21 protein-coding genes, 3 tRNA genes and 3 rRNA genes are annotated in these 22986 nt (G+C 58.8%); 12 read left to right on the top strand and 15 right to left on the bottom strand.

Annotated elements, in window-relative coordinates; translation table 11 throughout:
• Nucleotides 1-4: 4 nt before the first annotated feature.
• The 3 genes from minE to minC all read right to left on the bottom strand — a co-directional run bounded on the left by minE (nt 5) and on the right by minC (nt 1976).
• Entirely contained in the window at nt 5-256 is a 252-nt protein-coding gene (minE, locus tag KVY02_RS02305; RefSeq protein ID WP_016915987.1) for a cell division topological specificity factor MinE, read from the bottom strand.
• Nucleotides 253-1071, bottom strand: coding sequence for a septum site-determining protein MinD (minD, locus tag KVY02_RS02300; RefSeq protein WP_081138813.1), 819 nt, complete (start codon nt 1069-1071; stop codon nt 253-255). The genes minE and minD overlap by 4 nt, the downstream gene beginning before the upstream one ends.
• A 158-nt stretch (nt 1072-1229) precedes the next feature.
• Nucleotides 1230-1976 carry a septum site-determining protein MinC gene (minC, locus tag KVY02_RS02295; protein ID WP_100731961.1) on the bottom strand — a complete coding sequence of 249 codons (747 nt, stop codon included), beginning with the start codon at nt 1974-1976 and terminating at the stop codon, nt 1230-1232.
• Between the two features lie 181 nt (nt 1977-2157).
• Between minC and KVY02_RS02290 the strand changes: the two genes are divergently transcribed.
• A complete protein-coding gene (locus tag KVY02_RS02290; RefSeq protein ID WP_218314240.1) occupies nt 2158-4971 on the top strand; it encodes a DUF349 domain-containing protein in 2814 nt (937 codons plus the stop codon).
• A gap of 95 nt (nt 4972-5066) precedes the next feature.
• Here the strand turns inward: KVY02_RS02290 and phbB are convergent, their stop codons facing one another.
• A complete protein-coding gene (phbB, locus tag KVY02_RS02285; protein ID WP_081138809.1) occupies nt 5067-5813 on the bottom strand; it encodes an acetoacetyl-CoA reductase in 747 nt (248 codons plus the stop codon).
• Nucleotides 5814-6089: 276 nt separating this feature from the next.
• On the opposite strand from phbB, the gene KVY02_RS02280 reads away from it, so the two are divergent.
• Together KVY02_RS02280 and KVY02_RS02275 are read left to right on the top strand one after the other, a co-directional pair.
• Nucleotides 6090-6166 (top strand) — tRNA-Met (locus tag KVY02_RS02280).
• A 153-nt stretch (nt 6167-6319) separates the two neighbouring features.
• Nucleotides 6320-7264 carry a tetratricopeptide repeat protein gene (locus tag KVY02_RS02275; protein WP_081138808.1) on the top strand — a complete coding sequence of 315 codons (945 nt, stop codon included), beginning with the start codon at nt 6320-6322 and terminating at the stop codon, nt 7262-7264.
• A 23-nt stretch (nt 7265-7287) separates the two neighbouring features.
• Here KVY02_RS02275 and KVY02_RS02270 read toward each other — a convergent pair whose 3' ends face one another.
• Nucleotides 7288-8451 carry a MalY/PatB family protein gene (locus tag KVY02_RS02270; RefSeq protein WP_218314239.1) on the bottom strand — a complete coding sequence of 388 codons (1164 nt, stop codon included), beginning with the start codon at nt 8449-8451 and terminating at the stop codon, nt 7288-7290.
• Nucleotides 8452-8489: 38 nt separating this feature from the next.
• On the opposite strand from KVY02_RS02270, the gene KVY02_RS02265 reads away from it, so the two are divergent.
• Nucleotides 8490-8921 (top strand): hypothetical protein, encoded by a 432-nt coding sequence (locus tag KVY02_RS02265; protein WP_016915967.1) that lies wholly within the window; start codon nt 8490-8492, stop codon nt 8919-8921.
• 19 nt (nt 8922-8940) lie between these two features.
• Here the strand turns inward: KVY02_RS02265 and KVY02_RS18230 are convergent, their stop codons facing one another.
• The gene (locus KVY02_RS18230; protein ID WP_016915966.1) at nt 8941-9066 is read right to left on the bottom strand and encodes a hypothetical protein; all 126 of its coding nucleotides are present in this window, start codon (nt 9064-9066) and stop codon (nt 8941-8943) included.
• Nucleotides 9067-9128: 62 nt separating this feature from the next.
• On the opposite strand from KVY02_RS18230, the gene KVY02_RS02260 reads away from it, so the two are divergent.
• The 5 genes from KVY02_RS02260 (at nt 9129) to KVY02_RS02240 (ending at nt 11879) form a co-directional block, all read left to right on the top strand.
• Nucleotides 9129-9935 (top strand): hypothetical protein, encoded by an 807-nt coding sequence (locus KVY02_RS02260; RefSeq protein WP_081138798.1) that lies wholly within the window; start codon nt 9129-9131, stop codon nt 9933-9935.
• A gap of 64 nt (nt 9936-9999) precedes the next feature.
• Nucleotides 10000-10407, top strand: coding sequence for an acyl-CoA thioesterase (locus KVY02_RS02255; protein ID WP_039183441.1), 408 nt, complete (start codon nt 10000-10002; stop codon nt 10405-10407).
• Nucleotides 10408-10446: 39 nt separating this feature from the next.
• On the top strand, nt 10447-10749 hold the full coding sequence (locus tag KVY02_RS02250; RefSeq protein ID WP_016915962.1) for a hypothetical protein: 303 nt from the start codon (nt 10447-10449) through the stop codon (nt 10747-10749).
• Between the two features lie 12 nt (nt 10750-10761).
• Entirely contained in the window at nt 10762-11283 is a 522-nt protein-coding gene (locus KVY02_RS02245) for a DUF501 domain-containing protein (protein ID WP_016915961.1), read from the top strand.
• A gap of 50 nt (nt 11284-11333) precedes the next feature.
• Entirely contained in the window at nt 11334-11879 is a 546-nt protein-coding gene (locus tag KVY02_RS02240) for an LOG family protein (protein ID WP_218314238.1), read from the top strand.
• On the opposite strand, the gene KVY02_RS02235 is transcribed toward KVY02_RS02240, so the two are convergent.
• Together KVY02_RS02235 and KVY02_RS02230 are read right to left on the bottom strand one after the other, a co-directional pair.
• On the bottom strand, nt 11880-12389 hold the full coding sequence (locus tag KVY02_RS02235) for a hypothetical protein (RefSeq protein WP_218314237.1): 510 nt from the start codon (nt 12387-12389) through the stop codon (nt 11880-11882).
• 50 nt (nt 12390-12439) lie between these two features.
• On the bottom strand, nt 12440-12937 hold the full coding sequence (locus KVY02_RS02230; protein WP_218314236.1) for a tetratricopeptide repeat protein: 498 nt from the start codon (nt 12935-12937) through the stop codon (nt 12440-12442).
• 248 nt (nt 12938-13185) lie between these two features.
• Between KVY02_RS02230 and KVY02_RS02225 the strand changes: the two genes are divergently transcribed.
• Nucleotides 13186-14217, top strand: coding sequence for an NADP(H)-dependent aldo-keto reductase (locus KVY02_RS02225; protein WP_081193821.1), 1032 nt, complete (start codon nt 13186-13188; stop codon nt 14215-14217).
• 150 nt (nt 14218-14367) lie between these two features.
• Entirely contained in the window at nt 14368-15153 is a 786-nt protein-coding gene (gene yaaA / locus KVY02_RS02220) for a peroxide stress protein YaaA (protein ID WP_081193819.1), read from the top strand.
• Here the strand turns inward: yaaA and KVY02_RS02215 are convergent.
• Nucleotides 15150-15725 carry an isochorismatase family protein gene (locus KVY02_RS02215; RefSeq protein ID WP_218314234.1) on the bottom strand — a complete coding sequence of 192 codons (576 nt, stop codon included), beginning with the start codon at nt 15723-15725 and terminating at the stop codon, nt 15150-15152. The genes yaaA and KVY02_RS02215 overlap by 4 nt on opposite strands.
• Nucleotides 15726-15867: 142 nt before the next feature.
• Here KVY02_RS02215 and KVY02_RS02210 point away from each other — a divergent pair, with 142 nt between their 5' ends.
• Nucleotides 15868-16722, top strand: coding sequence for a Tim44 domain-containing protein (locus KVY02_RS02210; protein WP_081138795.1), 855 nt, complete (start codon nt 15868-15870; stop codon nt 16720-16722).
• Between the two features lie 128 nt (nt 16723-16850).
• On the opposite strand, the gene KVY02_RS02205 is transcribed toward KVY02_RS02210, so the two are convergent.
• The 6 genes from KVY02_RS02205 to KVY02_RS02180 form a co-directional block, all read right to left on the bottom strand.
• Nucleotides 16851-17039 (bottom strand): hypothetical protein, encoded by a 189-nt coding sequence (locus KVY02_RS02205; RefSeq protein WP_016915953.1) that lies wholly within the window; start codon nt 17037-17039, stop codon nt 16851-16853.
• Between the two features lie 328 nt (nt 17040-17367).
• Nucleotides 17368-17483, bottom strand: a 5S ribosomal RNA gene (gene rrf / locus KVY02_RS02200).
• A 165-nt stretch (nt 17484-17648) separates the two neighbouring features.
• A 23S ribosomal RNA gene (locus tag KVY02_RS02195) occupies nt 17649-20539 on the bottom strand.
• A gap of 244 nt (nt 20540-20783) precedes the next feature.
• Nucleotides 20784-20859 (bottom strand) — tRNA-Ala (locus tag KVY02_RS02190).
• Between the two features lie 114 nt (nt 20860-20973).
• Nucleotides 20974-21050: transfer RNA gene (locus KVY02_RS02185), tRNA-Ile, on the bottom strand.
• A gap of 86 nt (nt 21051-21136) precedes the next feature.
• Nucleotides 21137-22669, bottom strand: a 16S ribosomal RNA gene (locus KVY02_RS02180).
• Together the 16S, 23S and 5S rRNA genes with 2 tRNA genes alongside form the textbook arrangement of a ribosomal RNA operon.
• Nucleotides 22670-22986: the final 317 nt, after the last annotated feature.

Raw genomic sequence — 22986 nt, 5'->3', positions numbered from 1 at the left:
GCCCCTAGCTCTTGGGCAACGTCACGTTCAGCTCCAGCACCGAACAGTTGTCTTCACTGTCCAGGGAGATTTGAATGGCATCGTCATCCACGTGCACATAGCGGCGGATGACCTCCAGCAGTTCGCGCTCAAGCAGCGGCATGTAGTCTGGCTGACCACGCTGGCTACGCTGATGCGCCACGATGATTTGCAATCGTTCCTTGGCCACCGAGGCGGATTTCTTGCGCTCACGCTTCAAGAATTCCAGCAGTTTCATCGACGACTACCCCCAAACATCCGGCTCAGCAATCCCTTGCGCTGAAGCTCATGAAAACGTAGCGGCATCTCTTCACCCAGCAGCCGAGACACAGTGTCGGCGTAGGCTTGCCCAGCATCACTGGCCGCATCGTGGGTCACCGGCACCCCCTGGTTGGAAGCGCGCAGCACCGCTTCGGATTCCGGAATCAACCCCAACAGGTCGATGGCCAGAATCTCGCGAATGTCTTCCAGCGTGAGCATGTCGCCCGAGGTCACACGCGACGGGTTGTAGCGGGTGATCAACAGGTGCTCCTTGACCGGCTCCAGCCCCTGCTCGGCACGTTGGGTTTTCGAGCCCAACAGCCCCAGAATACGATCCGAATCACGTACCGACGACACCTCGGGATTAGTCACCACGATGGCTTCGTCAGCAAAGTACATGGCCAACTGGGCGCCACGCTCGATACCTGCCGGGGAGTCACACAGGATGAAGTCGAAGTCTTCCTTCAACTGCTCCAGGATCTTTTCCACGCCTTCCTGAGTCAGCGCATCCTTGTCGCGGGTTTGCGACGCGGGGAGGATAAACAGGTTCTCTACCCGCTTGTCACGAATCAACGCCTGATTCAGACCAGCTTCTCCCTGGATCACGTTGACCAGATCGTAGACCACGCGACGCTCGCACCCCATGATCAGGTCCAGGTTACGCAGCCCCACATCGAAATCGATCACTACGGTTTTCTTTCCGCGCAGTGCCAGCCCCGTCGAAATCGCCGCAGCGCTGGTAGTTTTACCGACCCCCCCTTTACCAGAGGTCACCACAATAATTTTGGCCAAGAGTCACTTCCTTCTTGAAGTCGTTTATGGCGAGCGCCGTGGCGCTATTCACCTAACGGGAACATCAATGTCGTCAAAAGCGGTACTGTAACGGATCACGACGGCGGCGTCGCTAGGCAGAAAACATCAGCCTCTGCCCGGCGGTTCAGCCACTCGGCTCAGTCCAAAGGTTTGATATCCAGCTGTTCCGCGATGAAATGCACCTCAGCTGCCCGCCCCAGCAGTTGAGAGTCGATATCTTCCAGACGCTTGTAGTTGCCCGCCACGGACAGTAGCTCGGCTTCCAGTTCCCGGCAGTAGATGCCGGCATCGATATTGCCATGGATACCTGCCAGGGCACGCCCTCGCAAGGCACCGTAAATATGGATACTGCCTGCCGCCAATACTTCGGCGCCTGCGTTCACCGCGCCAATCACGATCAGGTCGCCTGCGGCAGAGCTTACCTGCTGCCCGGAGCGCACCGTCCCTCTGTAGAGGCGCGTAACCCCCGGCACTTGCGTGGGCTGAAGCGCTTCTTCCTCATCTTCCTGGGTTGGTTCAGTCAGCGGCGCGACGCTTTCCAACGCCCTTGCACGCCCCTCTTCTACCGGGGCAAACCAGCCCAGCCCCAGCGCCCAGGCAGACTGGCGTATTGGCTCGGCCCCACCGCGCACGGCCACGGGCAGCAGCTTGTGATCGCGACATACGGCACAGATACGCTCCAGTGCCAGGTGCGGCTCATCGAGCTTTTCCACACTCAACACAACCGGTGTATGCTGAAAGAACGCGGGGGATTGCGACAACTTGCCAGCCAACTGCCGACGGATGCGCTCCGGATCAGCACTGGTCAACTCCATGACGGTCATCGGCAGCATGCCGCCTTTGAAGGTGAAGGCTATGTCGGCACTGTTGGCGTTGAGGCTCATGGCCGAACTCCATGTCTTGTTCAGGTAAAATAAGGGTAGCGCAATCTCGCGCCTTGGGTTGTGATTGACTGGAAAACTCACAACCATAGGGCAAAGCTAAGCGACAGCGACGATGACTGCAACCGCCTACTCATCGATGGCTGATTTTTTTCATATTACGCACCTCTTGGCAGGATGATCCATGCACGGACTGTTACGACGCCTGTTCGCTCCTCGGTGGCAACACCCCGATCCCGAGGTGCGTCTCAAGGCACTTCATACGCTGGACCCACAGCATCCTGAGCAGCGCACCGCGCTTGTCACGCTCGCCCGGGACGACAACACCGAGGTAGCACTGGCCGCCTTGCTGGCGCTGGATGACCTGCAAGGCCTGATGGCAGGCTATCCCGAACAGGCCCATAACGAGGCGTGGTTCAACGCGCTTTGCCAGCGGCTCACCGGCGCCGAGGGCCGCACCGACCTGGCCACGCGACAGAGTGTCGTGGCGCAACTGACTGACCCACGCTTATTGAACGCGTTAGCCGCCCAGGGCGACAACCTGAGCTTGCGCCTGGCCGCCCTGGAACGGATGACCGATGAGCAGATGCTGGTGGAGCACGCCTGCCATAACAGCGTGGCGGCCGTGCGTCAGCAGGCGGCCGAGCGTATCACCGACGAAAACAACCTCAAGCGCCTCCTGAAAGAAGCCCGGCGTGACCGGCAAGTGGTCCGGCTGGCCAAGGAAAAGCTCACCCAGCGTCGCGACGATGCCGAATGGCTGGCCGATCAGTTGGCTCAACGCGAACACATCCTGACGCAAATGGAAAAGCACGCTCACGCGCCCTGGGAACCACTCTATGGCGGTCGCTTTCGCCACCTCGAGCGGGAATGGCGTCAGTTGGATCACCCGGCCACTGCCGAACAGGAGCAACGCTTCCAGCAGGCCGTACTGGGTTGCCGCAAAACGCTGCAAGACCATGAAGCACAGGAGCAGGCACGCCAGCAAAGCCTGGCAAGAAGAGCCGAAGTAGAGAACACTCGCGATCAGCTCTTGAGCGGGCTCGAAGAAACGCTGGAAGGCCTGACCCACGGCACCGACCTGACGGCTCAGGATATCGATAGCCTGCGCGCCCAGCGACAGCTTCTGGACCAGCGTTGGCAGGCGCTCTCCGATCAACACGCCCCCCATGAGACTGCCCAGCAGCGCTATTTCCATGTGCTGCAGCAGTACGAACACTGCCTGGAGGCCTGGCAGCGCTGGCTGTCGGTACGCAGCGCACTGGAACAAGCGGTGGTACAGCATGACACCACGGCGCTCCGCGCACTGATGACCCAGTGCGACTGGCCTGCCACCTTGACGCCTCCCACCCTGCTGATCCAGGCGCAAAAACAGCTGGCACATACGCCCAAGACCAGCGCCTCACCGCCCTCGGGGCCCTCGTTCGAGGCCCTGGCAGCCGACCTGGACAGCTTCGAGCATCTGCTGGAGCGCGGCCCGTTCAAAAGCGCCAGCCGCCAGCACCAGCGCCTCAAGCCTCTGATAGAAGCGCTGTCCGGCGACGAGGCCCAGCCCCTCAAGCGCCGACTCAAGCAGCTAGGCGCCCGACTGGCCGAACTGCGGGACTGGCGCGGCTTCGTGGCAGGCCCCAAACGTGAACAGCTGTGCGCCAGCATCGAGGCCCTGGCCGATGACCAGCACATGGCCGAAGCGGCACTGGACCGCCATCACCGCCAACTGGTCAAGGAGTGGAAAGCGCTGGGAGATGCCGCCGCCAATCGCGAGCAATCCGCACGCTTTCGCCACGCCTCCGACCGGATTCACGAGCGCCTCGCCCCCTGGCGCGCACAGCTCGACGCCGAGCGCGACGCCAATCTGCGTGGCCGTGAAGCGCTCTGCGAACAGCTCGAAACCCTGTTGGCCCAGCCGGCCGAGGATGCCGACCCGGACGCGCTACGAGAAATTCGTGACAAGGCACGTCTTCAGTGGCGCCATTACTCCCCCGTACCACGCGAGCATAGCGAAGCAATTGGCCGACGATTTGGCGCCATTCGCCATCGGCTGCAGGCTCTGATCGATCAGCGTGCGGAGCAGATTGCCCATCAAAAACGTGACCTGATCGAGCAGGTCAATGCCCTGCAAAGCGAGGACGCACAGCCGCTGGACGCGCGTATTGCGCGTACCAAACAGCTGCAGCAGCAGTGGCGGACGCTAGGCCGCGCACCCAAGGGGGAAGAGCAGGCCCTTTGGAAGGCGTTCCGCAGCGCCTGCGACCAGCTGTTTGCCCAGCGAGAGGCTCGCAAGCAGGCACAAGCCTCGCGGCAACAGCAGTCCCTGGACCAGCTGCAGGAGATCATTGATGAAATGGACAGCTGGCAGCCCACCCATGCCAGTGACACCCGTACGCTGGAACAGTATCTCTCTCGTGTCGAGCAGTGGGAGCCCCTGCCCAGGCATCGGCGCAGTGACGGCATGCAGCGCCGTTTGGGCGGCATCGTGCGTGCCAAGCGCGAGCGACTCAACCGTTTGGCCATGACCGAGGCCGTAGCCCGCTGGCAAGCGCTGACGCCCCTTATCCACGCGCATTTGCAGGCCGACCAGCAGGCCTTACAAGGCGAGTCCACGCCCAGCGTCGACGCATCCCAAATACAGGCCCCACCGCTGCCCGAACACTTTGCAAACGCGCATCAGCAGCGCAACCAGGCCCGACAAGCGCTGCTTGCCGCCGGAACGCCCGCGCAGGATAACGCTCTGGAAGAGCCACTGGCCCGCCTGAGGGTGCATCTTTCATTGCTGGCGCTGGGAACCGTCAATCAACGTGACGAGCCGCTTCGCCTGGCCATTCAGGTCGAGCGGCTCAACAGCGGTATTCATCAAACGCGCAGCCCCGTCGATGAGCTGAATGACGTCCTGGCCGAGCTGCTCGCACTGGGACCGTTACCCAGCGAACTGTGGCAGCAAGAAGCGCCTGAAATCGAGCGACTGCTGCAGCGACTGGCCAGACCACCCCAGCCCTGAATCCCCAAAAGCAGACGGCACTCACGCAAACGGGAGGCGCATGGCCTCCCGTTTTTCACATCGCTCTTGTGAAGAGTCGTGCCTGACAGCAGGGCTTAGCCCATGAACTGACCGCCGTTGATGTCGATATTGGCGCCGGTAATGAATCCCGACTCCTTGTCTGCCAGGAAGGTCACCAGGCGGCCGATCTCTTCCGGCGTGCCGTAGCGCTTCACCGGGATGGTTTCACGGATCGCCTCGCGCACCGGCTCGGGAATCTTCATGATCATATCGGTGGCGATATAGCCCGGCGATACGGTATTGACCGTAATCCCCTTGGTGGCGGTTTCCTGCGCCAGCGACATGGTCAAACCATGCATACCGGCCTTGGCCGCCGCATAGTTCACCTGGCCAAACTGTCCTTTACGTCCATTGATGGAGGAGATATTGATAATCCGGCCGTAGCCATTCTCCAGCATCATCTCGATCACGCTGCGGCACGTGTTGAACACCGTATTGAGGTTGGTATCAATGACTTGATACCACTGCTCATAGGACATTTTTTTCATGGTGCCATCGCGTGTGATACCGGCACAGTTGACCAGCACACTGATGGGGCCATGCTTTTCGTGGATCTCGCGGGCACCTTCGATACAGGCATTGTGGTCGGACAAATCCACACCGGACAGTGCGATGTTGTCATAGCCATCGGCCTGCTGCGCTTCCAGCCATGTTTTGGCCTTGTCAGGGTTATGGTACCCCGCCACCACCAAATAACCCGCATCTGCCAACGCGCGGCAGATTGCCGTTCCGATTCCACCAGTTCCACCAGTTACCCAGGCGACGGGGGCTTGATTGGCCATTGACTACCTCCCTGATATGACAAATGGCTTGGACTGTAAGCACTGTTATGGTGTCGCAAGCCACTTTGAATAAGCGCCTTCACGCTTTTCTCACTGACAGCGAGCCGCTTGAACTCATCAGCGGCACGCTGACCGCATGCTTTTTATTATGCCTACTGAAAGCATAGCTATACTCTGGCCATGTTGCAGCACGATGATCATGACCGCCAGCATAAAAGCGTTTTATCGAAGGGGTTGACTTGGCGATAAAAATGCGTAGAATACGCCACACGTTGATGCGGGGTGGAGCAGTCTGGTAGCTCGTCGGGCTCATAACCCGAAGGTCATCGGTTCAAATCCGGTCCCCGCTACCAAACATAGAAAAAGCCGATTCTTTCGAGGATCGGCTTTTTTGTGCGCATCACTTATGCAGCCAACGTTTTATTTCCAACACATTGCTTGAATCCTCCGCCTCACGCCTGCATATCCAAGGGTAATCCCTTTTTCACGCGATGCAGAGTTTACCCATGTCGATTATCGATCCCCGCACCGGCAACCCTTTGACGGCCGACCCCGCGACCAGCCAGAGTGCTGCTGCACAGGGTGAGCGCCCCTCCGTTACTCGCGAAGAGGTCATCATCGAACTGAACGCGGGCAATATTCAGCAGGTGCTGGAAGCGTCCATGCAGGTACCGGTACTCCTGGATTGCTGGGCTCCCTGGTGCGAGCCTTGTAAAAACCTGATGCCGGTGCTCGAGAAGCTGGCCGTCGAGTATGCCGGGGCGTTTCTGCTGGCCACGCTGGACGTGGAAGCCAACCCGGAAATTGCCAGCCAGCTTGGCGTGCGCTCGGTGCCAGACGTGAAGCTGGTGAGCCAGGGTGGCCTGGTGGATAGCTTCCAGGGGGCGTTGCCAGAGAAAGAAGTCCGCGAGTGGCTCAATCGCTACTTCCCTGCTCCCAGTGATGCACCGCTCAGCCCCGAAGAGCAGGCAGAGGAAGCCTTGGGGGCTGGCGACGCCGCTGGCGCACGGGAGATCTACCAAACGCTGATGGGCCAATATCCCGAGCACTACGCGTATCAGGTGGGGTTGGCCAAAGCGCTGGTCGCCGAAGGCCGCGGTGAAGAGGCGCGCAGTGTGTTGGACAATTTGCCCCCCGAAGAGCGCGATGCCGCGCCCGCGCGTGGCGTGCGCGCCAGCATCGAGTTCAGCGAACAGGCGCTACCTGCCGAAGAGATCGCCACGCTGGGTGATCGCACGGACAGCGAAGCGCAGTATCAGCGGGCGCTGCGCCAGGTGGCCGATGGTCAGTACGACGCAGGCCTGGAAGCCTTACTGACGCTGATGAAGCAGGACCGCGCCTATAACGACGACGCGGCCCGCAAGACGCTACTGCAGGTATTCGATGCACTGGGAGCCGACCATCCGTTGACGGTCACCTACCGCCGCAAGCTGTTTGCCCTGCTTTATTGATGCTGTACAACCAGCGCAGCGCATCACGCTTTTAGCAGCGCATCCATCCGTGACAACGCCGCTTCCAGTTGGGAAGCGGTGGTGCCAAAATTGAGGCGCACGAACCCCGGGCAGCCAAACGCGGTACCGTCTGACAACGCCACGCCTGCCTGCTCCAACAGTGCCTGGGCGGGAGATGCCCCCAGACCCGCCTCACGCATATCCAGCCACGCCAGATAGGTAGACTCTGGCGCGCTCAGCGAGACGCCGGGCCACATGGCCACGCGTGCTTCCAGCGTTGCCCGATGGCTGCGTAGCACCTCCAGCAACGCCTGCCGCCATGGCTCCCCGTCACGGTAGGCTGCCTCGGCAGCCACCAGTCCCAGCACATTGCCATCGGGCAAGAACCCTTTGGTGGCCGTGGCAAAGCGCTCTCTCAGTTCGGCATCGGCGATGACGGCACAGGCGCTGGTCAACCCGGCCAGGTTGAAGGTTTTGGACGGTGCCCACAGCGTGATGGTGCGCTTGGCCAGGGTGGGAAACATGGCCGCCAACGGGCGATGCGTGTCGCCCTCTCTCAATAGCAGGTCACAGTGCAGTTCATCCGAGACTACCCACAGGTCATGGCGCTCCACCAACGCTGCCAGGGCCGTCAGTTCTTCTGTGGTCCAGACGCGCCCCGTTGGGTTGTGGGGATGGCACCATAGCAGCAGCCGCGTTTGTGGGGTCATGGCCGCTTCCAGCGCGGCAATATCCAGTGTCCAGGGCTCGCCAGGGGCGGCGGGCTCGGCTAACATCGCCTGCTGTGCCACGCGCCCCGTACGGGCAGCCACCGCCATGAAGGGGGGATAGATCGGGGCGACCGTCAAGATGCCTTCGCCTGGCTGGGTCAGCGCCATGGCGGCAAAGTGCAGCGCCGGCACCACGCCTGGCAGCCACTGCTGCCAGCTCGGCTCAATCGTCCAGCCATAGTGCTGGGCGCTCCATTGGCAGAGGGCATCGGTCAAACTGGTGGGCACTTCGCCGTACCCATAGACGCCGTGTTCGACCCGTGCCTGAAGCGCGTCTATGACGGCAGGGGGTGAGCGAAAGTCCATGTCGGCCACCCACAGCGGCAACACGTCAGCACCAAAGCGGTGCCATTTTTGGGATGCATAACCTCCGGCAGGCGCGCGTCGCTCAACAGGCGTGGCAAAATCGAATGCCATGATCGGTCTCACTTATGTTTACGAGGTAGTCACGCAGCATGCCGCAAGATGACTTTTATACCAAGGTGCGTACAGGACTCCCGGCACTGCTGCGTCAGTGGCTGTCGCTAGGCAGGGCTGATGTCGATCAGTTGGCGCTGATTCTGGCGGAAACGGCACGGGTAGCCAAATTGGGCACGCCGGAGTCGACTCCCAACGGCGCCACGCTCCGGCAGTGGTGCGAGGAAAGCACTGCTGAAATACCGCGCTGGGCGCCTCGTACGGCGGTGTTTCTGCTCAACCAGATGCCTGCCCGCCCTGCGCCACAAAGCGAAGAAGAAGCGTGCGCCTGGGCCTACTGCTGGCTGCGCAATCGTGACTTCGTGTCGCTGAACGATGCCCACGCCGCACTGCCCGAGCATCTCAAGGCACCGCTCGAGCAAGCGCTGGAAGCGGCCTGGCAGGACCAGCAGGGGCTGCGCCTGGTTTAGGCTCCGGATGAACACGGGTTCAGCGGCGTTTACGCACCGGCGATTTGGGCTTGAAACCTGCTGGCTTGGTGGCCAGCCACGTCACGAAGTCGTGAATCTCCGGGTCTGCTTGCAGCGCTTCCAGGCTGGCAAAGCGGTCGGCCAATTCACGCTCGTACGTTTGTCACACCACTAATAAATCACATAATAAAGCAAGGAAAACGCCGCATGATAGAAGTTCCGCTCACCTGGCAACTGGCCAAACTGGGGTTGTCAGTCAGCATGGTATTGGGTCTGGGGGCGGTCGCCGTTCGCGCCAGCCCACGCGTGGCTGGACTGCTCTCGGGCTATCCGCTGGGCACGGCACTGGCGCTGTTTTTCATCGGTTTGGAAATCTCACCCGCCTTTGCCAGCGAAAGTGCCGTTCACACCCTGGCGGGCTTTACCGCCACCATGGCCCTTGGGGCTGGTTACATCGTGGCGGGGCGCCGACCCGGCATGTCGGGCGTACTCGGCGGCGTACTGGGCGGTTTCGCTGCCTGGCTGGCCGTCAGTACGCTGCTGGCACAATTCAGCTTCACGCGGGTCACTGGTACGCTGGTCACGCTGTGTGCCATCGTGCTGTTCAGCTGGCTATTTCGTGTGGTGCCCGATGTCAGAAGCTCGGCAGGCAGAGCGTTTTCCTGGTCAGCGTTATTGGCACGCGCCACGCTGGCCACCGTCATCATCTTCACCATCACTCGGATTGCCCATTGGGTGCCCCCTCAGTGGGCGGGAACCTTGGCGGCTTTCCCCGTCACCATGCTGCCTTTTTTGCTCATCCTGCACTTGAATCACGGCCATGCGCCCGTGGCCACGGTCATCAAACACTACCCCATGGGCTTGGGCTCACTGCTGTGCTATGCGCTGTGCGTTTCCTATACCTATGACACGCTGGGGCTTTTCTGGGGCACGCTGGCCGGGTTTGCCGTGGCGACGCTCTGGCTGCTGGGCTGGATGCAGCTCACTGCCTGGTATCATCGACGTCGCGCTTGACCAAGCGCTCGCTTGGGTGAATGCTGACAAGGTGTTTTGACGCCTCCATAACAAGGATAAAACGATGTTTACACGTATCATCGAGCCTGCCTTTTACGACACCGACGCTCTGGGCCATATCAACAATACCCGGCTGCCCGCCTGGTTCGAGCTGGCACGCAACGACCTGTTCAAGCTTTTCACCCCCGATCTGAACCCACGCCAGTGGCGGCTGATCATGGCCCGCATGGAAATCGATTATCGTGCTGAACTGTTTTATGGTCACGATATCGAAATACGTACCTACCTGACTCGGCTGGGCAACAGCTCCTTCACCGTGACCCAGGAAGCACGCCAGCGCGAAACGTTGACGAACCTGGGACACACGGTCATGGTGCATTATGACCATCATGCCAAGCGTGCCGTCCCCCTCGAAGGAGAGCTGCGTCGGGCACTTTCCACCCATTTAGTCGCCGAGCCCGCAACAGCCTGATCCGCTTGGGCCACCCAGGGCAGGGCATCAGGAGTCCTTATGGCTATCCGCTACAATCTCTGGATCGATCCCGACAATACGGCGCAGCACCGCGCCGTCGAGGCCGACCTGGAGCGCTATTTCATGGAGCGTTTTGCCGATTACCCGCACATCCGCTTGTTTGGCGCAGACCCCTACGATTATGATGCCCCGTTCAATCGGCTCTACGATGCGCTGATGGCCCGAGCGGCGGAGTACTGCGAAGAGAAGTGGCGCTACGTGGCGTCACCGGAGCAGTTGAACCGCTGCTTTTTCAGAGCCGTAGGCCGTTCGACCAAATTCGTTCAAGACGATCAACAGTGAGACCCCTCAGCAATGGTTATTCGTACCGACCAAGCCCCCGACGAACGCCAACTGGCGATTATCACCCAGCAGCTCGGGCGTGCCCCACGCGGTATCGAAGCCGTTGCAGCCACCGATGCGCATGGCACCCCTCTCGTGCTGCGCATGGCCCCCATCGTTGACGACAAACCGTTTCCTACCCTGTACTGGCTCTGCTCGGATCTGCTCAAGATCGAGATATCGCGTATCGAGGCCGTGGGCGTCATCAAGTCGCTGGAGCAGCGCCTGCAGGAAGAGCCCGAGTTTCTCGCCGCCTATCGACAAAGCCATGAAGATTACGTGGCCACGCGTTGGCATTTCATGAGCGAGGCCCAGCGGGAAGAGGTCGCACGACTGGGTTACACCGATGTGCTCACCGAGCGCGGCGTTGGCGGCATCAGCAACTGGCAACAGGTACGCTGCCTGCACACCCAGTACGCACACCACTTGTGCGGCCACAATGTGATCGGCCAGTGGATGGATGAGCATTACGACGTTCAACGCTGTCTGGCTTGAGTCGACAGCGGCACCCCGCCCCTCCCCGTTTACGTTAAGGACTCGTTATCATGTCACGTATTTGTGTCTACCTCGGTTCCCGTGAAGGCAGCAGCCCCGCTTTTCGTCACGCGGCCCATACGCTGGGAAGCGCACTGGCCCAGCGCGGTCATACCCTGGTATACGGCGGCGCACGGATAGGTCTGATGGGGGCGTTGGCCAATGCAGCGCTGGATGCTGGCGGTGACGTCATCGGCGTCATGCCTGACCACCTGGTGGAGCGCGAACAGGCGCACTTCGGGCTGACCGAATTGATTCGCGTACCCAACATGCACGAACGCAAGGCGACCATGGCGGCCAACGCCGATGCATTTATCGCCCTGCCCGGTGGCATTGGCACGTTTGAAGAGCTATTCGAGATATGGACGTGGGGGTATCTGGGCCTCCACGACAAGCCCATGGGGCTGCTGGATACCGACGGCTTCTACGCTCCGTTGCTGACCTTCCTGGATGGCACCGTTGGTCACGGGTTCATGGCTCAGACGACACGTGACATGCTGCTGGACGCACCCACGCCCGATCAACTTCTGGATGCGATGGAAACCCAGCTACGCTAGTCAGGAGCAGCGGCCAAGCTGCGCCAGGGTACGTTGGTAGGTCAGCTGCAACAGGCGCGCATCTTCGCCTGCCCGATGACGGTGGATGCTGCGCTCGGCTACGAGGGCTTCCTTGGTCTCGCTCCAGATCGCCTGCTGCTCATCACTCATCAGGATACGCAGCGCCTCCAGACGAAACCGCGGCAGCATGCCCGCATGATGGAACAGCAGCGACAGCCAGGTATTGTCGTAGCCCCAGCTATCGCTGTATGCCTTGCCAAGCCCGCGCAGCTCGTCGTTGAGCCAGTGGGCCACCTGGCGCACCGGGTAGCCCTCCTTGATCAAGCGATCACGGGAAATACCATGCAGCAGTTCGGCCTTCGGGTCCCAGTGGGTCCACTCTTCGAGGGGCTGAATCAGAAACGCGCAGCAGCTGCCGTCGGCACGCGCGATGCCAACTTCGATCGGGTAGCTGCCACGTCCAAATCCGGACGCTTCAATATCCAGCACTGTTGGTAGCGTCTCGGACACTGCTTTCCTCATCAGTCTATCGGCAGGCCAACGACCTGCTGCGAACCCGCTCACGCCGCTGCGCGACGGCCCGCCAGCGAAGGTTGTTCGGCCAGATTCAGCCAGTAGGCAGCCTGGTCCTGGTCTACCACCAGCCCAAGCTCCCCCCGTTGGTAGGCGCGCACCAGGCGCTGTGCCGCGAGGTAATGGCCTGCCTGAGCTGCACGTGCATACCAGGTCACCGCGTAATCCTCACGCTGTGGATACTGCACGCAGCCATGCTCGTAGATATACGCAAGCTGATACTGTGACTTTACATCACCCGCTTGGGCCGCTTCCAATACATAGCGGGCTCCGCGCGCTTTATCCTGAGGCGACACGCTACGATGAAACAGCATGTGCCCGTACAGCGACTGGGCATCAGGATGCCCCGCTTCCGCACAACGCTTGAAAAGACGCATCGTCAGTCGCTGGGTACGCGGTGAGCGCGGCAACAGCCAGCGCGTGTGAAACAGCTGCTCGGCCAGACGAAACTCCAGCCGAGTCAACAGCGATGATACTTGCGGCATGGCGAACCACCCTGCCTCTTTTACCAGGGAAAACTTCGGCTAGCGCCGTTCAGGAGCCGCTAACCACGCGATAAACCGGCGCTGGGCCGATCAATGGGCTGGCAAGCATACGCTTGCCTTGGCGCCGACTCAACCCTATTGATTTGCTGCTTTTGTAGCGCCTCGTTAACATGGCTGCCACTGGTCGAAAATGGCACCCTTCGGCGCCATGCCGCCCGAGCACATTTCGTCTCAATAAGGAGAGAGTCATGCAAACGCGCCCCTTGGGTAGAACGGGAATCGATGTCAGTCGCCTATGTTTAGGTACCATGACCTTTGGTGAGCAAAACAGCGAAACCGAAGCTCACGAACAGCTGGATCGAGCCGTTGCGTTTGGCATCAACTTCATCGACACAGCGGAAATGTATCCGGTTCCCCCCAAGGCGGAGACGCAGGGTCTCACCGAACGCTATATTGGCACCTGGCTGAAGGCCCGCGGCGCCCGTGATGACGTGATCATCGCCACCAAGGCAGCCGGCCCGGGCCTGGATCATATTCGCGGCGGGCCCAAGATGAGCCGGGAGCACCTTCATCAGGCCATCGACACCAGTCTCGAGCGGCTCCAGACCGACTACGTGGATCTTTATCAACTGCACTGGCCCGAGCGCAGCACCAACTTCTTTGGCAAGTTGGGTTATGTGCACGATGCCCAGGAAGAGACCACCTCTCTCGAAGAAACCCTGTCGGCACTGAAGGAACTCGTCGATGCAGGCAAAATTCGCGCCGTAGGTCTCTCCAACGAGACCCCCTGGGGCGTCATGCGCATGCTGCATCTTTCGGAGCAGTTGGGCCTGCCCCGGGTGGCCTCCATTCAGAACCCCTATAACCTGTTGAACCGCTCCTTCGAGGTGGGTCTGGCAGAAATCGCTCATCGTGAAGATGTCGGGCTGCTGGCCTATTCTCCACTGGGTTTTGGCGTTCTATCAGGCAAATACCTCAACGGCGCCCAGCCTCCCAAGGGCCGCCTGACGCTGTATGAGCGTTTCAAGCGCTACACCTCGCCAGAAGCGGAAGCAGCGACACAGGCTTACGTGGACCTGGCCCGAGAGCACGACCTGGACCCCGCGCAGATGGCGCTGGCCTTCGTCAACTCGCGCAGCTTCTTGACCAGCAACATCATCGGCGCGACGACCATGGACCAGCTGGAAAGCAACCTCGCCAGCGAAGGGCTCAAACTGGACGAAGACGTGCTCACGGCCATCGATGACATTCATCGCCGCATGCCGAACCACTGCCCCTGATGCCCCTGCGCCCGATAGCCCTGCCGCTATCACCCCGATAGCCTTGGCACACCCCAAGGCTTGATATAATAGCTGCACGATTTCTCGTCACTGCCCGCACGTTAGCGTAGGGCAGTGGCTTATCCTTGGTCACGGCAAAAGGAGCCCGCCATGCTGAGCGTCATTTCCCCGGCCAAAACGCTGGATTTCGAAACGCCCTCCACTACCGACCAGGTGACACAGCCTGATTTTCTGGAGCATGGCCAGCCGCTGATCGATATCTTGCGTGGTTATTCACCTCAACAGCTGAGCGATTTGATGGGCATTAGCGACAAGCTGGCCGGGCTCAATGCCGCGCGCTTTGCCGAATGGCAGCCCCCCTTCTCCCTCGACAACGCCAAGCCCGCCGTTCAGGCATTTCAAGGAGACGTGTATACCGGCCTGCAGGCCGAGACCTTCAGCGAGGCAGACAACCGCTTTGCGCAGCAGCATCTGCGTATCCTCTCGGGTCTCTACGGCTTGCTGCGCCCGCTGGATCTCATTCAGGCCTACCGTCTGGAAATGGGCACCAAACTGCCCAACGATGCTGGCAAGGACCTTTATGCCTACTGGAAGCCTGTGGTGACTCCCGCGCTCGACCAGGCAATGGAAGAAAGTGGTTCCAGGGTACTGGTCAACCTGGCCTCGAACGAATACTTCAAGGCCATCGACACTCGGAAGCTGGATGCACGCATCATTACGCCAGTGTTCAAGGACGAAAAAAACGGTACGTTCAAGATCATCAGCTTCTATGCCAAGAAAGCCCGTGGCTTGATGAGCGCGTGGATCATCCAGCAACAGATCAACGACCCCGATGCCCTGACATCGTTCGATGTGGCAGGTTATCGCTTCGACTCGGCCGCATCGGAAGGTGATACGCTGGTCTTTACCCGCAAGGAAGCCGACCGCGACCGCTAGAAAAAGGTTACCGGCCATGGTGAGCGCGGTTTGAGGAAGCGCTGGTGCACTTCCTTGAAAAGCGGGGTGTCACAGCGGTGCAGCCACTCATACGCCACCATGTCGGCGCTGACGGCCACCGCGCCTGCCGCACAGGCACGCGCCCTGGCCAGTTGCGCCTCTTCGCGGCGGCGACTGGCCGTTGCTTCGCTCAGCCAGAACACCTCGTAGCCCGCCTCCCGCAGGCCCAGCACACTTTGCAGTACGCAAATATGGGCTTCCGTGCCACAAACGATGATCTGATGCCGCCCCAGCGCTTTGAGGGCCTGTGCAAAGTCAGGCTCTTCCATGATGCTGAAATGCGTTTTTTGCCATCGTTCATGTGTGCCCACAGCCTTTACCAGCCCCGCCTCCGTACCGCCTAAACGCTCCGGGTACTGTTCAGTCAGCCAGCGTGGCACCTGCAGCATCTCGGCCACCCCAGCCAGCCAGGCCGCTTCGCGAATGGCCAGTTCGCCGCCCTCGATGACGGGCAGTAATCCGGCCTGGAAATCGATCAGCAGCAGCAGACTATCTGTCTTATGAATACGCACTTTTTCACCTTACTTTTGTCTTTATAGTGTGTGTCAGCATAACCCAGACAGGACGTTACACGGTACACTGGCCCTCGTTTATGGATTGGGAGCTGGGTTCCCGGCGCCTTCCGTTTTCTGCATCCTGAAGGGAGAAACCTCAATGTTACGACAGTTTTTTGTCATGCTGCTGGTCAGCGTGATGGGTATGAGTGCCGCTATCGAGTATGCCGAAGCGCGCCGCATGGGCGGTGGTGGCAACGTGGGCAGTATGTCTCGCTCGGCGGACCGCCCCGCCAGCACGCCTGCCCAACAACAGGCCCAGCCTGCCCAGCAGGGTCAGGCAGGCGCTGCTGCAGCTCGCCGTGGCGGCATGGGTGGCATGATGGGCGGCCTGCTGGCCGGTGGCTTGCTGGCAGCGCTGTTCTTTGGCGGCGCCTTCGACGAGCTGCGCATGATGGACCTGCTGGTCATGGTGGGTGTCGCAGCGCTCGCCGTCTTCGCGTTCCGCGCCTTCATGCGCCAACGTCGTCCTGCCACGCAAGCGGGTTATCAGCGCGAACAGCATGGTGACGCTGCCCCCGCGGCTCCCACCAGCTTCTCTTCGTCGGCAGCTCCCGGCAGTTTAGCCAGCGGTCTGCAAAGCACGCCTGCCTGGTTCGACAAAGAGCGCTTTCTCGGCGGCGCCAAGGAGCACTTCATGACGCTGCAGCGCGCCTGGGACAATAACGACTTCAGCCAGATTCAGGAGTACGTGACCCCCGAGCTCTACAACCTGCTGCGCGAAGAGCGCGCACAGGAGCCTGCCAACAACCGCACGGAGGTCGTGCGCCTGTTCGCCGAGCTTGGCGATATCAATGAGTACGACGGCGTTGCCGAAGCCACGGTCATCTTCCATGGCCTACTGGAAGAGAACGGCGAACAGACCGAGTTCAACGAAACCTGGCACCTCACACGCGCCATGCGTGACCAGGCTCCCTGGTACCTGCAAGGCATCGAACAGAACCCGGGTGCCTGATACGCGGGTCATTGACCGCTGCAACGCAAAACAGCCGCTGATTCAGCGGCTGTTTTTTTATGCTTGACCCGTCAGGTTCGGATAGCGGGTGATGCATTGCTTGGTTTTTCAGATTTAGTTTTTCAAATTTAGTTTTCGGCAGACTCTTCGATGCTCTCGCCCATCTCTTCCAGGCTTTCACCGGCGCTTTCGATGCTGTTATCAATGCTTTCGCCAGCCTCCTCGGCGGGGCCCTGATTATCACAGGCCGCCAAACCACCTACCATCAGCGCAATGAAAAGCGCAGTCGCCAGCTTCTTGATGATCGTCGTATTCATGTGGTTCTCCTCCTGAGCCATTACTCCAAATCATTCAATTACATACTAAAAGAGCACAGGGTTGTACACCAGATGTGAAGAGTAAGGAGTTGTTATAAATTATGTTAAGCCCGCCTGCTTTGCGTAAATATCGTGCACTGTCCACACACCACTATTGTACACAACGCACAGCAAAAAGCCCCGAACACAGAGTGCTCGGGGCTTTTTGCTTAATAAGTGCCTGACGATGTTCGGGCCGGCCACCCGGCGGGCGGCGCTCCGCTACTCTTCAGGGGGAGACCCCCAAAAAGCAAAACCCCGGCCATAAGGCCGGGGTTTCGTAATAAGTGCCTGACGATGACCTACTCTCACATGGGGAGACCCCACACTACCATCGGCGCTAAGCGGTTTCACTTCTGAGTTCGGCATGGGATCAGGTGGTTCACGCGTGCTATGGTCGTCAGGCGTAACAGGTAATGCATATCATGCTGAGGTGTTCTTGACGTATTTTTGACGTGTATTGTGTGCGTCTCTTGTCAGCAAGCGCTCTGGCTCACTGCAGCGTATCCGGTGTTGCGAGTGCGTTCGCACTCCTTCGTCATCATCACGACCAGACCCCTTGGGTGTTATAGGGTCAAGCCTCACGGGCCATTAGTACACGTTAGCTCAACGCCTTGCAGCGCTTCCACACCGTGCCTATCAACCAGCTGGTCTCGCTGGGCCCTTCAGGAGGCTCTAGGCCTCAGGGATGTCTCATCTTGAAGGGGGCTTCCCGCTTAGATGCTTTCAGCGGTTATCCCGTCCGACCATAGCTACCCGGCAATGCCACTGGCGTGACAACCGGAACACCAGAGGGTCGTCCACTCCGGTCCTCTCGTACTAGGAGCAGCTCTTCTCAAACATCCAACGCCCACGGCAGATAGGGACCGAACTGTCTCACGACGTTCTAAACCCAGCTCGCGTACCACTTTAAATGGCGAACAGCCATACCCTTGGGACCGACTTCAGCCCCAGGATGTGATGAGCCGACATCGAGGTGCCAAACACCGCCGTCGATGTGAACTCTTGGGCGGTATCAGCCTGTTATCCCCGGAGTACCTTTTATCCGTTGAGCGATGGCCCTTCCATACAGAACCACCGGATCACTAGAACCTGCTTTCGCACCTGCTCGACGTGTCTGTCTCGCAGTCAAGCACCCTTATGCTCTTGCACTCATTGCACGATGTCCGACCGTGCTGAGGGTACCTTCGTGCTCCTCCGTTACGCTTTGGGAGGAGACCGCCCCAGTCAAACTACCCACCACACACTGTCCTCGATCCGGATCACGGACCTGAGTGAGAACGCCAATGATGCCAGGCTGGTATTTCAAGGTTGGCTCCCCTCGAACTGGCGTCCGAGGTTCAAAGCCTCCCAGCTATCCTACACAGGCAACATCAGCGTCCAGTGTGAAGCTATAGTAAAGGTTCACGGGGTCTTTCCGTCTAGCCGCGGGTACACCGCATCTTCACGGCGATTTCAATTTCACTGAGTCTCGGGTGGAGACAGCGTGGCCATCATTACGCCATTCGTGCAGGTCGGAACTTACCCGACAAGGAATTTCGCTACCTTAGGACCGTTATAGTTACGGCCGCCGTTTACCGGGGCTTCGATCAAGAGCTTCGGCCGAGGCCTAACACCATCACTTAACCTTCCGGCACCGGGCAGGCGTCACACCCTATACGTCCTCTTGCGAGTTGGCAGAGTGCTGTGTTTTTACTAAACAGTTGCAGCCACCTGGTATCTTCGACCGGTTCGGGCTTGGAGAGCAAGTCTCGTCACCCTACGCCGGCGTGCCTTCTCCCGAAGTTACGGCACCATTTTGCCTAGTTCCTTCACCCGAGTTCTCTCAAGCGCCTTGGGATTCTCACCCTGACCACCTGTGTCGGTTTGGGGTACGGTCGCACATGATCTGAAGCTTAGAGGCTTTTCCTGGAAGCGTGGCATCAATGACTTCGACACCGTAGTGTCTTCGTTTCGTGTCTCGGCCTGGGAGGGTCCCGGATTTACCTGAGACCCCAGCCTACTCACTTTCACCAGGACAACCAACGCCTGGCTCACCTAGCCTTCTCCGTCCCCCCATCGCAATCATGTCCGGTACGGGAATATTGACCCGTTTCCCATCGACTACGCCTTTCGGCCTCGCCTTAGGGGCCGACTCACTCTGCTCCGATTAGCGTCGAACAGAAACCCTTGGTCTTCCGGCGAGGGAGTTTTTCACTCCCTTTATCGTTACTCATGTCAGCATTCGCACTCGTGATACCTCCAGCATGCTTCTCAACACACCTTCATCGGCTTACACGACGCTCCTCTACCGCTCATCCGTAAGGATGAACCCGTAGCTTCGGTACCTGGTTTAGCCCCGTTACATCTTCCGCGCAGGCCGACTCGACTAGTGAGCTATTACGCTTTCTTTAAAGGATGGCTGCTTCTAAGCCAACCTCCTAGCTGTCTGAGCCTTCCCACATCGTTTCCCACTTAACCAGGATTTGGGGACCTTAGCTGACGGTCTGGGTTGTTTCCCTTTTCACGACGGACGTTAGCACCCGCCGTGTGTCTCCCACGCTGGCACTCACCGGTATTCGGAGTTTGCCTCGGGTTGGTAAGTCGGGATGACCCCCTAGCCGAAACAGTGCTCTACCCCCGGCGGTGATACGTGAGGCGCTACCTAAATAGCTTTCGAGGAGAACCAGCTATCTCCGAGCTTGATTAGCCTTTCACTCCGATCCACAAGTCATCCAAATCTTTTTCAACAGATCCTGGTTCGGGCCTCCAGTTGATGTTACTCAACCTTCACCCTGCTCATGGATAGATCGCTCGGTTTCGGGTCTATATCCAGCGACTGTGTCGCCCAGTTAAGACTCGGTTTCCCTACGGCTCCCCTATACGGTTAACCTCGCCACTGAATATAAGTCGCTGACCCATTATACAAAAGGTACGCAGTCACAGAACAAGTCTGCTCCTACTGCTTGTACGCACACGGTTTCAGGATCTATTTCACCCCTCTCCGGGGTTCTTTTCGCCTTTCCCTCACGGTACTGGTTCACTATCGGTCAGCCAGGAGTATTTAGCCTTGGAGGATGGTCCCCCCGTCTTCAGTCAAGGTTTCTCGTGCCCCGACCTACTCGATTTCACGTGATCAGATTTTCGACTACGGGGCTATCACCCGCTATACCAGACTTCCCAGTCTGTTCGTCTAATCGGTCACACGCTTAAGGGCTGGTCCCCGTTCGCTCGCCGCTACTAGGGGAATCTCGGTTGATTTCTTTTCCTCAGGGTACTTAGATGTTTCAGTTCCCCTGGTTCGCCTCTTGCGCCTATGTATTCAGCGCAAGATACTCATCTTGTGATGAGTGGGTTTCCCCATTCAGAGATGTCCGGGTCGCAGGTCGTTTGCCACCTCACCGAACCTTATCGCAGGCTACCACGTCTTTCATCGCCTCTGGCTGCCTAGGCATCCACCGTGTGCGCTTCATTGCTTGACCCTATAACCCGAAGGAGTCTGGGGTTCGCAATGATAACGATTGCCGGATACGCTTGAGACGTATCACAATACAATTTACGTAGAAACGCGTTCAACGCGTTTCTGTCAGCATGATATACATTGTTAAAGAGCGACTGTTCTATGAACAGTGATAAGACAACGCGGTACGTTCTGGCTTATCAATGGTCACAAAACCAACAAACGGTACGAGAAGCACAGGAGATATCACCTGGTACGACGCGATATGGTGGAGCCAAGCGGGATCGAACCGCTGACCTCCTGCGTGCAAGGCAGGCGCTCTCCCAGCTGAGCTATGGCCCCATCGTGTTATGCAAGACCGACCTCTTGTTATAAATTCCTCGCTGACACGTCAATGAACCGCACGTTGCAGCAAGCTGCAGAGGGCGATGTCGTCGTTTCGGCGTAACAGGAATTTGGTGGGTCTGGGCAGATTTGAACTGCCGACCTCACCCTTATCAGGGGTGCGCTCTAACCAACTGAGCTACAGACCCAAGAGGGGATCGTGCGAAAACCGTTTGCTCTACTATCTGATCAGGTAATTCATTGTGAGCGCTTGCCGCGAGGGGAAGACATCGTTTAAGGAGGTGATCCAGCCGCAGGTTCCCCTACGGCTACCTTGTTACGACTTCACCCCAGTCATGAACCACACCGTGGTGATCGCCCTCTTGCGTTAGGCTAACCACTTCTGGTGCAGTCCACTCCCATGGTGTGACGGGCGGTGTGTACAAGGCCCGGGAACGTATTCACCGTGGCATTCTGATCCACGATTACTAGCGATTCCGACTTCACGGAGTCGAGTTGCAGACTCCGATCCGGACTGAGATCGGCTTTTCGGGATTGGCTCACTCTCGCGAGTTGGCAACCCTTTGTACCGACCATTGTAGCACGTGTGTAGCCCTACTCGTAAGGGCCATGATGACTTGACGTCGTCCCCACCTTCCTCCGGTTTGTCACCGGCAGTCTCCTTAGAGTTCCCGCCATTACGCGCTGGCAAATAAGGACAAGGGTTGCGCTCGTTACGGGACTTAACCCAACATTTCACAACACGAGCTGACGACAGCCATGCAGCACCTGTCTCTGCGTTCCCGAAGGCACTAAGGTATCTCTACCAAATTCGCAGGATGTCAAGAGTAGGTAAGGTTCTTCGCGTTGCATCGAATTAAACCACATGCTCCACCGCTTGTGCGGGCCCCCGTCAATTCATTTGAGTTTTAACCTTGCGGCCGTACTCCCCAGGCGGTCGACTTATCGCGTTAACTTCGCCACAAAGTGCGCTAGGCACCCAACGGCTGGTCGACATCGTTTACGGCGTGGACTACCAGGGTATCTAATCCTGTTTGCTACCCACGCTTTCGCACCTCAGTGTCAGTGTCAGTCCAGAAGGCCGCCTTCGCCACTGGTATTCCTCCCGATCTCTACGCATTTCACCGCTACACCGGGAATTCTACCTTCCTCTCCTGCACTCTAGCTTGACAGTTCCGGATGCCGTTCCCAGGTTGAGCCCGGGGCTTTCACAACCGGCTTATCAAGCCACCTACGCGCGCTTTACGCCCAGTAATTCCGATTAACGCTTGCACCCTCCGTATTACCGCGGCTGCTGGCACGGAGTTAGCCGGTGCTTCTTCTGTGAGTGATGTCTTTCCTGATGGGTATTAACCACCAGGCGTTCTTCCTCACTGAAAGTGCTTTACAACCCGAGGGCCTTCTTCACACACGCGGCATGGCTGGATCAGGGTTGCCCCCATTGTCCAATATTCCCCACTGCTGCCTCCCGTAGGAGTTCGGGCCGTGTCTCAGTCCCGATGTGGCTGATCATCCTCTCAGACCAGCTACGGATCGTCGCCTTGGTGAGCCATTACCTCACCAACCAGCTAATCCGACATAGGCTCATCCGATAGCGGGAGCCGAAGCCCCCTTTCTCCCGTAGGACGTATGCGGTATTAGCCTGGGTTTCCCCAGGTTATCCCCCACTATCGGGCAGATTCCTATGCATTACTCACCCGTCCGCCGCTCGTCAGCATCTAGCAAGCTAGATCTGTTACCGCTCGACTTGCATGTGTTAGGCCTGCCGCCAGCGTTCAATCTGAGCCATGATCAAACTCTTCAGTTTAAGATCAATGCGATCCTTACTCGCCATCTCAGGACTAGCCGAAGACAACAAAAGCGGATCAAACTTGACTCAAGGTTCAAACGAATTCACTGTGATACTCCGAAGAGCATCTTCGTGTTCGCTTGCCTTGATATTAGGTGATGATTCACCCTCATCGGCAAGCGCCCACATGAATTACCTGATCAAATTGTTAAAGAGCAACTTTCTTGAGTTCGCTGCGACGGGCTCGGTGACCTGAACCGTGTTGCCTCAGCGAGGAAGGCGTATTCTACGCATTCCGTGGTGTTTGTCAAGGGCTGCTTTCAGCGCGTGAAGCG

This window comes from Halomonas sp. 18071143, assembly GCF_019211725.1.
Lineage (GTDB): Bacteria > Pseudomonadota > Gammaproteobacteria > Pseudomonadales > Halomonadaceae > Vreelandella > Vreelandella stevensii.
Note: the sequence above shows the minus strand (reverse complement) of the source record. Positions and strands in the feature narration are given on the sequence as shown.